This is a genomic window from Kitasatospora sp. NPDC052896 (assembly GCF_044547075.1).
In the GTDB taxonomy this organism is placed as follows: Bacteria; Actinomycetota; Actinomycetes; order Streptomycetales; family Streptomycetaceae; genus Kitasatospora.
Genome location: NZ_JBITZU010000001.1, coordinates 1,268,493 through 1,282,163 on the forward strand (window position 1 = coordinate 1,268,493; position 13,671 = coordinate 1,282,163).

Annotated in this window: 12 protein-coding genes and 3 tRNA genes; 5 read left to right on the forward strand and 10 right to left on the reverse strand. The window is 70.7% G+C overall.

Going from position 1 to position 13,671, the window contains the following annotated elements; genetic code table 11:
- Positions 1–110 precede the first annotated feature (110 nt).
- Positions 111–767 (reverse strand): ATP-binding protein, encoded by a 657-nt coding sequence (locus tag ACIGXM_RS05845; protein WP_396557159.1) that lies wholly within the window; start codon positions 765–767, stop codon positions 111–113.
- A gap of 50 nt (positions 768–817) precedes the next feature.
- A complete protein-coding gene (locus ACIGXM_RS05850; RefSeq protein ID WP_396557161.1) occupies positions 818–1,867 on the reverse strand; it encodes a hypothetical protein in 1,050 nt (349 codons plus the stop codon).
- A gap of 323 nt (positions 1,868–2,190) precedes the next feature.
- Between ACIGXM_RS05850 and ACIGXM_RS05855 the strand changes: the two genes are divergently transcribed.
- The 4 genes from ACIGXM_RS05855 to ACIGXM_RS05870 all read left to right on the forward strand — a co-directional run bounded on the left by ACIGXM_RS05855 (position 2,191) and on the right by ACIGXM_RS05870 (position 5,771).
- Positions 2,191–2,781 carry a helix-turn-helix transcriptional regulator gene (locus ACIGXM_RS05855; RefSeq protein WP_396557163.1) on the forward strand — a complete coding sequence of 197 codons (591 nt, stop codon included), beginning with the start codon at positions 2,191–2,193 and terminating at the stop codon, positions 2,779–2,781.
- Positions 2,782–3,503: 722 nt separating this feature from the next.
- Positions 3,504–3,671, forward strand: a complete 168-nt coding sequence (locus ACIGXM_RS05860) for a helix-turn-helix domain-containing protein (RefSeq protein ID WP_396557402.1) — start codon at positions 3,504–3,506, stop codon at positions 3,669–3,671.
- A complete protein-coding gene (locus ACIGXM_RS05865; protein ID WP_396557165.1) occupies positions 3,671–4,879 on the forward strand; it encodes a tyrosine-type recombinase/integrase in 1,209 nt (402 codons plus the stop codon). Before ACIGXM_RS05860 ends, ACIGXM_RS05865 begins: the two co-directional genes overlap by 1 nt.
- Positions 4,880–5,015: 136 nt before the next feature.
- Positions 5,016–5,771, forward strand: a complete 756-nt coding sequence (locus ACIGXM_RS05870) for a DUF6928 family protein (RefSeq protein WP_396557167.1) — start codon at positions 5,016–5,018, stop codon at positions 5,769–5,771.
- A gap of 76 nt (positions 5,772–5,847) precedes the next feature.
- Here the strand turns inward: ACIGXM_RS05870 and ACIGXM_RS05875 are convergent, their stop codons facing one another.
- From ACIGXM_RS05875 to ACIGXM_RS05910, 8 genes are all read right to left on the reverse strand, one after another.
- Positions 5,848–6,708: a hypothetical protein gene (locus tag ACIGXM_RS05875; protein ID WP_396557169.1), complete on the reverse strand. Its 861-nt coding sequence runs from the start codon at positions 6,706–6,708 to the stop codon at positions 5,848–5,850.
- 92 nt (positions 6,709–6,800) lie between these two features.
- Positions 6,801–7,715, reverse strand: a complete 915-nt coding sequence (locus tag ACIGXM_RS05880) for an NADAR family protein (RefSeq protein WP_396557171.1) — start codon at positions 7,713–7,715, stop codon at positions 6,801–6,803.
- Between the two features lie 304 nt (positions 7,716–8,019).
- Positions 8,020–8,733, reverse strand: coding sequence for an SMI1/KNR4 family protein (locus ACIGXM_RS05885; protein ID WP_396557173.1), 714 nt, complete (start codon positions 8,731–8,733; stop codon positions 8,020–8,022).
- The gene (locus ACIGXM_RS05890; RefSeq protein ID WP_396557175.1) at positions 8,730–9,554 is read right to left on the reverse strand and encodes a hypothetical protein; all 825 of its coding nucleotides are present in this window, start codon (positions 9,552–9,554) and stop codon (positions 8,730–8,732) included. The genes ACIGXM_RS05885 and ACIGXM_RS05890 overlap by 4 nt, the downstream gene beginning before the upstream one ends.
- A gap of 228 nt (positions 9,555–9,782) precedes the next feature.
- Positions 9,783–9,859: transfer RNA gene (locus ACIGXM_RS05895), tRNA-Phe, on the reverse strand.
- Between the two features lie 27 nt (positions 9,860–9,886).
- Positions 9,887–9,960 (reverse strand) — tRNA-Asp (locus tag ACIGXM_RS05900).
- A gap of 67 nt (positions 9,961–10,027) precedes the next feature.
- Positions 10,028–10,100, reverse strand: a tRNA-Glu gene (locus ACIGXM_RS05905).
- Positions 10,101–10,208: 108 nt separating this feature from the next.
- On the reverse strand, positions 10,209–10,550 hold the full coding sequence (locus ACIGXM_RS05910; protein ID WP_396557404.1) for a metallopeptidase family protein: 342 nt from the start codon (positions 10,548–10,550) through the stop codon (positions 10,209–10,211).
- A gap of 1,279 nt (positions 10,551–11,829) precedes the next feature.
- Here ACIGXM_RS05910 and ACIGXM_RS05915 point away from each other — a divergent pair.
- A partial coding sequence (locus ACIGXM_RS05915; protein ID WP_396557177.1) for a DEAD/DEAH box helicase occupies positions 11,830–13,671 on the forward strand: 1,842 nt, incomplete at its 3' end.

Genomic DNA, 13,671 nt, shown 5'->3' on the forward strand with positions numbered 1-13,671 from the left:
AAGCGGCGAGGCGATGGCGGGGGTGAAGTGTGGGGAGGCCGGTGGCCCCGGCCGTGCCCGCGCGCCGGCAGGGGTGCGCGGGTCGACGGCGCCAGGGGCCTGCTGGCCAGTCAGGCGGCGGTGCGCCTGCGGCGGTCGGTGCCGGTGAGAATGGCGCGTTCGCACATTTCCGCGAGGCGGGAGGCGGTGCGGTCGCCGAGGGCGTTCTTGATCTCGCCGGGCGGCAGGTTGGTGGTGAAGATCGTCGGGAGCAGGTGCTCGTAGCGGTGGTCGACCAGCCGCAGGGTCAGCTCCTCGGTCCACTCGGACGCCTTGGCGGCGCCGAGGTCGTCGAGGACCAGCAGCGGGCAGGTCATCAGCTCGCGCATCTCCCTCTCAGTGTCCGTGCCCTGGCGGGGCCGCTGGGAGGCGTACAGCTCGGTCGCGGTGAGCTTGGTCCAGCGCAGGCGCACCCCGGCCTTCAGCAGGCTGCGGATGGCGCCGTACGCCTGGTGGGTCTTGCCCGAGCCGGTGGGGCCGGCGATCAGGAGCGAGGGGCCCTGCGCGATGCCCGGGATCCCACCGGGTCCCGGTCGACAGGCCCGGGTGACCTGCTGGACCCAGGTGACGACCTCCGGGTGGTCGGCGACGGCGAGGCGGTAACGCGGCGGGATGCGCCGGTCGGCGAGCTCCAGCGCGGTGGAGGGCTGGTCGGTGTCCTCCAGCGGCCGGTTCGGGTCGATGCCCCGCTTGGCGAGGACCTGATGGGCTCGCCAGACGGCGCCCATAACGGGTTCAGGCTCGCGGCTTGCGGCGGACTGGGGCGTGAGCAGGCTGGTCACAGGTCCCCCTCGTAGTAGTCGCGGGCGTCGGCCGGGTTGGCGAAGGGCTGGTACGGGGAGCGGGCGGCACTGTGCCCGGCGCGTGCGGGCACGGTGGGCTGGGCGTTGATCACCTCGTTGACCATGCTCGGCAGCAGGTTCGGACTCAGCGGCCTGGCAGCGAACAGCCTCAGTCCGGCCCGGATGTCGTCACCGCTGTAGCCCTCGGCGAGCAGGCCCTTGATCTTCTTGCCGAGGTGGCCCTTCACGTCGTCGGGCACCGGCCTGGGGCAGCTGGCCACGTACTCGGCCAGCAGGGCGCCCGCGTTCACCTTGTGCTCGCCCGCCGGTGTGTCGACCCGGACCGGCGCCTGTCGGTGCGGGGTTGCCGAGGAGGGTGCCGGGGTGGGCGCGGCGAAGCCGCCCCCCGTAGGGGTAGATCCATGGTCCACGGTCCACGGTCCAGGCACGACGTTCTCCGGAAGCCTCCGGAGAGACTCCGGAGAAGCGTCCTGACCTGCGCTTTCGCCAAGCCTCGTCACATTGCCCCCCGCCGCGGCGGTCGCCTGGGCAGGTGTGGAGTCGCCGTGGGCGCGCGCGGCGGGCAGCAGGCCGACCAGGGCCTCCGCTGGCTTCACGAGCGCCTCCGGAGAGCTCTGGAGCTTCCCCGGAGCCGAACACGCGCAGCCCTTGGCCTTGCACTTGCCGCACCAGCCCGCGGCCTCGTGGACCGGGCAGGAGGGCAGGCGCGAGGCGGTCGGGTGGGAGATCTTCTGGTGCTCGCGCCACTTGGTGAGGTGCAGGTACTGGCGGCCGTCACAGCCGGTGTACCGGCAGATCAGGTCGGTCGCGGCGAGCTGACGCAGCTCGTCCTCGGTGTCGAGCGCGGTGTGCTCGGGCCGCAGCGACCACAGCGCACCGTTGAGGACCGCCGCGTTGTCGCGGTGGCGCCCCTCGTCGTCGGCCTGGGTGATCAGGCACAGGAACGTGCGCTCGGCGGTCAGGGACACCGACGCGAGGTCCTCCGAGACGGGATACTCGGGCTTGATGGTGCGGATGCGCGCCATGGTCTACCACCCCGCCTTCGGGAAAGAGGCGCGCGGAGCAGGTGCGCCGCAAGGATGCGACACCGTACGCTGGAGCACGTTGGTCCTTCCTCGGTGCGCCTGGGCTGCAACCCTGCACCGTGGTCGATCGTCGTGGATGGGCGGTTTTGGACCTTGTCAGGCCCTCGGTGTTGGTAGCACCGGGGGCCTTCGGCCTTTGTGCGGCGAGCGGGCAGGCAGCCACCTGATGCAGTACGACTTGACAAGCCTTTCGCTGTGCATCAGCATGGCACCCCGGCGGCCGTTATGCAAGTCGCCTCAGAAACTGATGCGAGGTGAATCGAGTGTCCGAGCAGGACGAGCCTACGAGCAGCCCGGCCGCAGGACAGGGCGGGGAGCCACCGAGTGGTGGGAGGGAAGACCGGGGCGCCTCCGTCAGCCTGAGCGAGGAGAACGCGGCCGAGCGCGTCCGGCTGGAGCGCGAACTCCTGGGCTGGAGCACCGGCGAGCTGGCCAAGCGCATGACCGAGGCCGGCTACCCGATCAACCAGTCCTCGGTCTGGCGCATCGAGAGCGGCGAACCACGCCGACGGATCAACCTCGACGAAGCGATCGGCTTCGCCAAGGTCTTCAACCTGCCTCTGGAGGACTTCCTTGGCCCACCGACCGCGAGCGATGAGAAGATCATGCAGGACCTCGCCGACCACGTGGTCCAGGGCTACCGCCTGGCCGCACAGGGCGCCGAATTCATGACCAAGGCCCTGAACACCGCCGAGAAGTACTGCCAGGACTTCCCCCACAACCGCAAGCGCCTCCGCGGCAAGATCGGGATCGGCCTCTCCTTCGAGTACCGCCGGTACGCGCCAACGGCACTGGTCCAAGAGTTCCTTAAGGGCGGCAAGATGCCAACCGAGCCGGTCCACACCGACGAGTAACCGCGCCTTGCCGCCGTCCCGCGAGCCACAAGGCCAGTTCATTTTTTGGAAAACGGCCGAGCCCGCTCGTAGCGTGCTCACCGAGCCCGGCCAGCCATTTGGCGCGACCGGGATCCAGAGCTAACGTCACACCCCACGCGGCCACCAACCGCGCAACGCCCATCCACGACGATCGACCACGGTGCAGGGTTGCAGCCCACCAGCCACCGAGGAAGGAACCGCGCGTGCCCCCCGAGCACTGCCCCACAGCTGACCAGACCGGCATCGGTCTGGGGCGTACCGAGGTGGCCCTGGGCCGTCTCGTGGCATCTGCCATACCTGCGGCCATCGCGGCCCACAGACCGATCTGACGGTCCATTCACGCTGTCGCCGGTGACCACTTCCCGGTGCCGCCTTCGGGCTGACAGCTTCATTCCAGTCACCCGCCGCCCCGCATCGGGCCGGTCGGGACTTCTCTCCTGTTCCCGGCAGAGGCGCCCAGCCGCCAGACCTTCGCCCCCGCCGGCCCAGATCCCTCCGCACCTGGGCGTTCGCGCGCCCGTCCACAGAAGGGTCCTGCCTCCAGCATGGCACTCCCCGTCTCCGCTTCACCGACGGATCCGGCGAAGACGCCGCCACTGACGGCTCTCGACGCCGCTGGCTTGAACGGTGGTCCGGTCCTTGTCGCTGCCTCTGCCGGCACCCCGGCCGCCGCAACTAACGCGGCTCCGTATGAGCAGCTCCTGCTGACCATTCCGGACGTCATGGCCCAGCTCCAGCTCGGCCGCTCCACCGTCTACGACCTCATCCGCGCCCGACGCCTCCCCTCGGTCACCATCGGCCGCTCCCGCCGCGTCCCGGCCACCGCCGTCCGCGCGTTCGTCGCCGAGCTCACGGAGGTGGCGGCCTGATGGCAAAGCGTAACCCCAACGGCGCGGGCAGCATCACCCTGCGCAAGGACGGCCGCTACCACGGCCGCGCCTACGTCATCACCACCTCCGGCCTCCGCAAGCGGGTCTCGATCTACGGCAAGACCTGGGACGAGGTCCACAACGCCCTCGTCGAACTGCAGGCCGACGCCATCAACGGCATCCCGCTGCCCGACACCGACTCCAACGTCGGCCAGTACCTCAACTACTGGCTCGCCGAGGAGGTCCTGCCCAACCGCCGGCCCAAGACCTACCAGGGCTACGAGAGCGTGGTCCGCGTCCACCTCATACCCGGCCTCGGCACCAAGCGGCTGCGCGACCTGCGCGCCCAGGAGGTCCGCGTCTGGCTGAACCGGGTGCGCGCCGAGTGCCAGTGCTGCAAGGGCGGCTGGGACACGCAGCGGCCCAAGCCGATCTGCTGTGCCGCAGGCGAGTGCTGCAAGCGGCTGCTGTCCGCGCGGATGATCCAGTCCGTGCACGCCGTGCTCCGCAACGCGCTGGAGCACGCCGTCCGAGAGGAGCTGATCCACAAGAACGTGGCCAAGCTCGTGAAGGTCCCTGCGCCCGACTACCGGATCGGCAAGGGCCTGACCACCGCTCAGGCCAAGCTCGTGCTCAAGGAGCTGAGCGGCCACCGCCTGCACACCCTGTACGTGCTCGCGCTGATGCTCGGCATGCGCCGGGGCGAGCTGCTCGGCCTTCGCTGGAGCTCGGTCGACCTGGAGCGCGGAACCCTCACGGTGAGCACCAACCTTCAGCGGGTCGACGGCGAGCTGCGGCTCGTCCTGCCCAAGACGTTGTCCTCCGAGCGCACCCTGCCGCTGCCCGCGCCGGTCCTCGCCGCCCTGGTGGACCACCGGGAGCGTCAGGCCGTCGAGCGGGCCGCCGCCGGCATGGACTGGCAGGAGAACGACCTCGTCTTCCCGTCCCGGATCGGCACCCCGTACGAGCCGGACAACCTGCGCCGCAGCTGGCACGCGGTCCGCGGTCGCCTCGGCCTGGACGATCTCCGCTTCCACGACCTTCGCCACACCTGCATCACGCTGCTGCTCGACCTCGGAGTGCCCCCGCACATCGTCCGGGAGATCGCCGGCCACAGCGATGTCGGCGTGACCATGAAGGTCTACGCGCACGCCTCCCTCGCCGAGCGCCTCAAGGCCCTGAGTCGCCTTGGGGAGGCGCTCTCCTAGCCTCGCGCTCTGGCTCGTCAGTTCGTCCGGTGCCCGGCAAGACCCAGGTCTTGCCGGGCACCGGTGTCTTACGCGGTTGGTAGCTTGCGGCCTGCCCCCCGAACCGGGGGTCATCGTTCTGGAGAGGGGCCGACACGTGGGAGCCAAGACCGGGCTGCTCGTCTACATGGATGCTGCTTCGTCCGGCCCGCTGCGGCTGCCGGCGGAAGCGGATCCGGAGCGGACTGCGGAGCTGGTCGGCCGCCTCTACCCCGGGTGGGAGGTCACGGAGTCGGCCGGGTGCGAGCTCGGCGACGCGACGTACCCGCCCGACGGGACCGCCTACCTCGGCAGCTTCCCCAAGGTCGACATCGTCTGCGACCGGCACTGGATGGGCGACTACCCCTCGCGGCTGCCGCAGCACCTGATCGACGCGAGCGCGGGATGCCGCCTGGTCGTGCACTGGATGCACAGCGTGGTGGACTTCCTGGCCTTCGCGGTCTGGGAGGACGAACAGCTGGTCCGCTCGCTCAGTCTCTCGCCCGACCGCGGGGTGGTGGAGGACCTCGGCGAGCGCTTCGCGTTCGAGGCGCCGTTCTGGGCCGGGGAGCACCCGGTGGAACTGGATGAGGCGTGGGGAGAGCAGGACCCGTACCCCTTGCCGTTCCACCCCCTCGAACTCGGGGAGGAGGCACTGCGCGCCTTCTTCGGCTTCGTGCTGGAGGGTATGCCCGAGCCCGACGACATCGATCCGTACGAGGTGGCACTGCGAGGCTTCCACCTCACGGTGCCGGGTGGGCCCACGCCGGCGGAGAAGGAGGCCGTGCTGCGGGCAGCCGTCAGCAGGATGGGGCCGCCGCGGATGTTGACCTACGGTCCCGATGGCACCCTGATCGTGGTCGACCGGCGGTGACCGACGTGGGGTTGAGCTGTCGGCCCGTCCCCGTAGCGCGACGAGTGGCTGGAGCCGGTCCTGCATGAGCAGGCGGTCACGTCGAGGCGGTCTCCTCCTCGGCGGGGACGTATCCGCAGTGCTCCGGGCCGCAGTGCGGCTTGTGGTCCCGGCCCCAGAGGCCGGTGTCCCGTTCGGTGGCGCGGGCGATGTGGGCGAGATGACGCTGCCTGAAGCGCGGCACTGTTGAGGGCAGGGCAATGAAGGTCTCGGGAAGTACGGCCAGCATGCTGCTGACCTGCTCGCCGTCGAACATCGTCAGGAGCACGCGGCACTGCCACCAGCGTCGCCCCGCCTCCGGGTCAGGCCAGTAATAGTCGGCCGGATCAGGGAGCAGGTAGTGGGGACCGCCGGGCGCCAGGTGAGCTTGGAGCCACGGACTGCTCCCGCCCAGGCCGAGCCGCAGGCGCCCGGCTTCCTCGTGGAGGGCGAAGACCGCGTCGTTGTCCAGAGCCTTCAGGACCCGCGCCTCGCGGAGCAGGGGACGACGGCCGGCAGGGGTCTTCACCGGCCAGCCTGCCAGCAGGCCCAGGCGTTGCCGCGCGCTGAGCGGGGGGACTCCCGTGCGCGGGGTCGGGAGCGGAGGCGGGGGAGTCCAACGGAGTCCGGCATTCTCGACGTGCGAAACGATCCAGGCTCGCTTCTCCGGGCCGGCAGTGTTCCAGAGCCAGCTCATCGGCCGCTCCCTCATCGCCCGTTCCCGCCTGCCGTCGTGCGTCCCACGGGCGGGACGTCGAGCGCGCGGCCGGGTTCCTACGGGCAGGTTGTGGCCCAGGTCGGCCAGGAGCCTGATGCGGTCGAGGGCGTCGTCGGACGGGAGCTCCTCCGGAAGCCGCCGAGCGCGACTGGCCAGGTACCGGATCTCGATGAACGCCTGGATCGCCAGGTGCTCGGCCAAGTCCCGGTCGTCGACCTCCCCCGAACCGGCGCTCCCGGTCGCGGGCGTCGACTTTGGCACTGCCGACGGCAGCTGACGATCGTGGGGACCCGTCATATCTGTGAGCTCGTGGACTTCCCGGCCACCGTTGGACCCCCCGGATCGGGGTGGGCGCCGAGCGACTGCTTGGCGAGGAGTTCGGACCGGACGAGTTCAAGAAGGCGGCCCATCCAGTTCCGCCCGCAGCTGTCGGGGACGTCCCGCCAGAAGGGTGAGTCCGAGAAGCCGGTGTAGCTGATCGTCGCGTCCCCAGTGGAAAGCAGGATCTCGGCGAGCTCGGGGTGCTGGGTGAACTTCGCGCGCAGCAGTCCGCCCATGGCCGCGAGCCGGATGGCAGGCCAGTCCGCTCGTTGGACCGCCCGGCCGCCCAGGTCTTGTGCCTCCCGCCCGGACGGAGCCTCCTGGATCAGCCGGCGGTCGGCCGTGTCGGCAGTCGACAGGGCCCAGTAGCCGTGGAGTACGGACGGGTAGGTCTCGCCGGCGAAGGCGATCTGCGCCGGGTAGTCGTTGCGGAGTGCGAACAGGCCCAGCGCCTCGGGCCAGCCCTGCGGGTAGACGGTCTGGTGGGAGATGACGGCCGCCTGGCCGGGCCCGCTCGGATCGTCGGCGTACTGGACAGTGCGCCTCTCCTGCTCGCGGGCCACGCCTTCGTCCCCGCGGCGGAAGTAGTCCAGAGACTCCTGGTGCATGTCCGCCGTCACGACCGGGCCGTCCCCGTCCACGGCCTCACCCAGGTTGGTGAGCAGGATGCGCAAGGGGCGGTCCTGAAGGTCCATGTCGCCGAGGACATAGATCCTGCGGTGAGCTGGGACTGCCAGGTAGGCGTCTCGAAGGAGCTCGCGATTCCGCTCCTCGGGCTCCTGCTGGTAGCGGCGGATCGCCTCCCAGCAGCGCTGCCCGGTGGTCGGTCGGCCGTTGAGTTCCTCGATCTTGTCGGCGACCGCGCTCAGGAAGCCCTCCGGGGTCAACGGTTCACCGTGGCGGGAGCGCCACTTCGAGGGTTCGTCAGGAAGAGCGGGAGCGCCAGGCCGTGTCACGGAGATTCGGCCCGAGGCCAGGAGTTTCTCCAGGCCGGCTAGGTCGGTCCGGTCCTGACACCTGACGGCGCCGTCCGCGAAGACGATCAGGTCGTCGAGGTAGTACTCGGCATCCCATCGACTCCGCTGCCAGACGTGGCACCAGGCCCCGTCGATTCTCTCCCCGTCCACCGTTCGATACGTCGGTCCCCGCCACGTCATGGGTGCACGCTACTCGGTGGGGCCGTCTTGGAACTCACCGACCGCGAGCTTGGCTGGTTGCCATGGCCAGCCAGTCCAGGTACCACTCGCTGAAACTGACGCCGTGACCGGCGGCGGAGAGCGGTTGGAGGGGGCCGTCGCATGCCCGGAGATCCTCCCAGAGAGTTCCACGCTCCGGCCCGATCACGACGAGCCACGTGTAGTAGCCGCATCCCTCGTGGCTGAGGCATATCGCCCCGGCGGTCATCTCATCGTTGAGTTTCTCCCACTCGTCGTCCCAGGCGCGGTACGCCGCGAGATAGGACTGCTCGTCAGAGAAGCTGTCCTTGACGGGCTCGCGAGCGCCCACAGCCTCCGCCCAGCGAGCCCGCTCCTCCGCGGAGGGGAACGGCTTCCCGAGGAGCGCGTTGTTGCTTCGGACCTTGCGGTGCTCCAACCAGTGCCAGCCCTGCCCGTCACGCCGCAGTGGGAAGATCCCATAATGGGGACCGGCTCCGCCCGCGCCCACCTCGAGGAGGAAGGTGCGGTAGTCGGACGGAAGGATGACGCCAAGCTGCTCCTCGACTTCTGTCAGCTCGGCCTCACTGAGCGGCGGCTCCAGTAGGAAGTCATGCCCGGAGCCTTGCCAGCGAGCCCCGAAGACCTTTTCTGCGAACGGGGCGTCCCGCAGGGCCGCTACCCGCTCACGAACTCCCGACCAGTCCACTCCTGAGCCGGAGGTCGCCAGCTCCTGCTCATCGCTTGTCATGCTCTCTCTTCCTCGTGATCTTTTGCCGAGTCGGGTCCGATCTGCCGAACTCCCGTACAGGCCACCAGCGAACCGCCGTCAGCGGCGAGGAAGACCACGAAGTGCCACGAGCCGTCCGGACTGTCGACGGACCCCAGCCGTACCGGCCGGTCACCGTAGTTGCTCAGGGCTGCCACGCTTTCCGCCAGCCCGATGGTCTTGATGTCCTTGGCCCGTGTGAGCTCGAGCCGGACGGCGTAGGTGCCGGCCAGCGCGTCGGCGGGCACCGCCCCATCTCCGATCCGGCAAACGCCGCCTGCGAGCACCGCCTCCCGTGTCGCCCTACAGGCCGGAGTCTGATCCGAAAGGACGCGGAGCAGGGCTTCGGACGAGGGGCCGGTATCCAGCGGATCAAGATCCAGGTCATCCTCCCAGCCCCCTGACAGCCCGGTTGCTGTGACGACCAGGTCATCAGCCAGGGCGAGAATCCGAATGCTTCCCGCCGGGAATGTCGCCTGGAAGCCCACTCGGCTGTCGATGGACCGCTGTCGGATGTGCTGGACGGAGACGACCTTGCTGCCTGCGAACGGTGCCAGAGGGAACTCGTCCGGTGCGTCGCCGACCGTGACATGCCCGAGCATGTCCATGTCGTAGGGATCGTGGGGTTCATCGATCCGAAGATCAAGGACGTGGTCCAGCGTGTGAAACCGGACCGGCCCGAGACCCTGCACATGTAGCCACATGTGCAGCAGTTCAGGCTCGCCACCGCCATCGCGGGCGCGAAACCATGAGCATGTCACCCGTTGCACATGTCGACCGACGAGGTCCTCTGGACTCACCACCGGGCGATCGTGTCAGCCTCGGCTCAAGGGGATCAACGGGATTCGCCGAGTCACCCGTACGGATCGGCGCTGTGTTATCGACGTCACGTACCCCCTGCCGCCGGAAACAGCCATCGTGGCTGCCCAGATCCAGGGCCATTCGGAGCCGTTGGCGTCAGCGTTGGCGTCAACAGGCATGAAAATACCCCCGAAGCGAGCTGCTTCAGGGGCATCGTGCCTGGTCAAGGCTGGTGGCCAGGGCCGGGGTCGAACCGGCGACCTTCCGCTTTTCAGGCGGACGCTCGTACCAACTGAGCTACCTGGCCGTACTGCACCATCCCTTGCGGGACGAGCGATCCTGACGGGACTTGAACCCGCGACCTCCACCTTGACAGGGTGGCGAGCTAACCAACTGCTCCACAGGACCTCGACAGAGTCTTGCGACCCTGACTGTACTACGTCGTGCGGCACTACTTGTGTTACTGGGTACTGCGTGCCCCCAACGGGATTCGAACCCGTGCTACCGCCTTGAAAGGGCGACGTCCTGGGCCACTAGACGATGAGGGCTTGCGGCCCGCCCGGCTGTATCCAGCGGTCGGGGACGTTCAGAAGCATATGGGATCCCGGCGGGAACGCCAAAACGGGTTTCGGTCGCGGTCACGGTCGGCGGCGGAATCAGGACCAGCCGAGTTCGTGCAGCTCGTGGTCGTCGAAGCCGAAGTGGTGGGCCACCTCGTGGATCACCGTGGTGCGGACCTCGGCGATCACCAGCTCGGGGGTCTCGCACAGGCGCAGGGTCGGGCCGCGGTAGATGATGATCCGGTCGGGCAGCACCCCCGCGTACCACTCGCCGCGCTCGGTGAGCGGGGTTCCCTCGTAGAGGCCGAGCAGGTCGGGGGTGGCGGGGTCGGGCTCGTCCTCGACGAAGACCGCCACGTTGTCCATCATCGCCGCCAGCTGCGGGGGGATCTGGTCGAGGGCGTCGCTGACCAGCGTCTCGAAGTCGTCCCGGCTCATGTCCACGGGGTCATTGTCGGGCCCGGGCTGAGGGAGTGCCAGGTGTGTGCCGGGGGCGCCCGGCCCGCGTCGGACGGTCGGTGGCCGGTGGGTGGCCGGGTTTCGGGTGTGCGGGCGGCCGTGACCCGGCGGCGCGCCAGGCGTTGGGCACCGGAGAACGGCCGCGCGCGAGGCGCGGCGGCCAGGGTGGGGCGGGCAGGAGAGGCGGCGGCGATGGTTCCGACGGGTGTGGCGGGGTCGGTGGGCACGAACGGGACGGCGGGGCCGGTGGGCGGTGCGCTTCGGCCGCCGACCGCGGGCGCGGCGCGTGCGGTGGCGTCCGACCGGCGGACGGGCGGGGCGGCGCAGGCGGGGCGGGCCGAGCGGGCCGGGACGGCGGCCTTCCGCCACGTCGCGACGCGGACCGTGGTGCGCACCGCCGTGCTGGCCCTGGCCGGGCTGACCATGACCGGCTGCATGGAGGTCGGGTCGGGCGCCGACCAGCAGCCCACCGGCCAGTCCGTGGGGCTCAACCCCAGCGCGCGGGCCTCCGCGAGCGCCGGGCCGCAGGCGCGCTCCGGGGCGGGCGTGCGTCCGGAGCGCCCCGGTGGAGCGCGGGGTGAGGGTGGATCAGGGGTCGGTGGCGGGGCGGCGAACGGGTTGACCCCCGTCAATGACCCGAGCACGGGCGCGTCGTCCGGGGTGGCGGCCGCGGTGTCGACCGGCGTGGTGGCCGTCCCGGCGCCGCCGGCACCGGCCGGCGGCGGGCAGCAGGGCGGGTCGGGCGGTGAGCGGGCGCCGGGCGGTGGTGCGGGCCCGGCGGGTGGCGCGGGCGGGCCGGCGGCGTCCGGCGCGCCGGGGCAGGGGGGCGGCGGTTCGTCCGTCGGCGGCGGTGGCAACGGTGGTGGGGCGGCCGGTCCAGGGGGCGCGGCGGGGGGTTCCGGGGGCGGCAGGGCCAGCTCGGGCGCCCCGGCCGCGCCGTCGGCAGCTCCCGGGCGCCCGTCCGCCTCGCCGTCGACCGCGCCCGGGCCGGTACCGTCCGTGACGGCGGGTGGCGGTGGCGGCGGTTCCGCTGCCCCGACCGGCGCTCCGGCTGCGCATTGACGATCTGGCCAGCAGGTTTGCCTGTGGACCGATGGCTCGTCTATGGTGGTAGATCGTTCGTTTGATCCATTTGCCCGGCGCCCTTTACCTCTCACTGGCGCCCTTGGCGCGTACCGGCGATCCGTGGCTGACCGCATAGAGGCGGTTGTAAGCAGACCCCCGGACTTAGGCGCGTGCCACTTCCGGAAGGTTTTGCATGTCTCTCGTTGACGACGACCGCTTCGCCATGCCCACGAACACGCAGGACGAGGTGGCCGCCGCCGCTGACCTGTCCGTTCCGACCCAGACCGCCGAGGCTGTCGAGGCCGCCGAGGTCGAGGCACCCGCCGAGCCCACCATCACCTTCGGCGACCTCGGTCTGCACGACGACGTGGTGCGCGCCCTCGCCAAGCGCGGCGTGACCACCCCGTTCCCGATCCAGGCCGCCACCATCCCGGACGCGCTGGCCGGCAAGGACGTGCTCGGCCGCGGCCGGACCGGCTCGGGCAAGACCCTGAGCTTCGGCCTGCCGCTGCTCACCCGCCTCGCCGACGGCGAGCGCACCAAGCCCAAGCACCCGCGCGGCCTGATCCTGGTCCCGACCCGCGAGCTGGCCATGCAGGTCGCCGACGCGCTGGAGCCGTTCGGCTCGGTGCTCGGCCTGCGCCTCAAGGTGGTCTGCGGTGGGACCTCGATGTCCAACCAGATCTACGCGCTGGAGCGCGGCGTCGACGTGCTGGTCGCCACCCCGGGCCGGCTGCGCGACCTGATCAACCGCGGTTCCGCCAAGCTCGCCGACGTCCAGGTGACCGTCCTCGACGAGGCCGACCAGATGGCCGACATGGGCTTCCTGCCCGAGGTCACCGAGATCCTCGACCAGGTGCCGTCGGGCGGCCAGCGGCTGCTCTTCTCCGCCACCCTGGAGAACGAGATCGACACCCTGGTCAAGCGCTACCTGAACAACCCGGTCACCCACGAGGTCGACCCGTCGGCCGGTGCGGTCACCACCATGACCCACCACATCCTCGTGGTGAAGCCGAAGGACAAGGCGCCGATCACCAACGCGATCGCCGCCCGCAAGGGCCGGACGATCATCTTCGTCCGTACCCAGATGGGTGCCGACCGGGTGGCCGAGCAGCTGATCGAGGCCGGCGTGAAGGCCGACGCGCTGCACGGTGGGATGACCCAGGGCGCCCGCACCCGGGTGCTCGGCGACTTCAAGGACGGCTACGTCAACGTGGTCGTCGCCACCGACGTCGCCGCCCGCGGCATCCACGTCGACGGCATCGACCTGGTGCTGAACGTCGACCCGGCCGGCGACCACAAGGACTACCTGCACCGCTCCGGCCGCACCGCCCGGGCCGGCCGCTCCGGCACCGTGGTCACCCTGGTGCTGCCGCACCAGCGGCGCGGCGTCTTCCGGCTGATGGAGGACGCGGGCGTGGACGCCTCGCGCCACATCCTGGACCACGCCTTCGACGCCGAGGTGGCCCGGATCACCGGCGCCCGTTCGCTGATCGAGGTCCAGGCGGAGAGCGCCTCGGGCATCGCCGGTGCGGCGGAGCGCGAGGTCGCCGAGATGACCCGCCAGCTGGAGCGGGCGCAGCGTCGGGCGAACGAGCTGCGCGAGGAGGCCGACCGGCTGGCGGCGCGGGCCGCGCGGGAGCGGGCCGAGCTCGGCATCGAGGAGGAGGCTCCGGCGGCGGAGGGTGCCGAGGACGCGGAGGCGACCGAGGCGGTTGCCGAGGTCGCGCCGGTGCGCGAGGTCCGGGAGGCGCGCGAGGAGCGGACTCCGGCCTACCGGGAGCTGCGGAACGAGCGTCCGTCCTTCGGCGGCGGCGGTCGGGACCGTGACCGGGACCGGGACCGGGACCGGGACAACCGTGGTGGTTTCGGCGGTGGCCGGGACCGCGACGACCGTGGTGGCCGCTCGTTCGGTGACCGTCCGGCGCGTTCGTTCGGTGACCGGGACCGGGACAACCGTGGTGGTTTCGGCGGTGGCCGGGACCGCGACGACCGTGGTGGCCGCTCGTTCGGTGACCGTCCGGCGCGTTCGTTC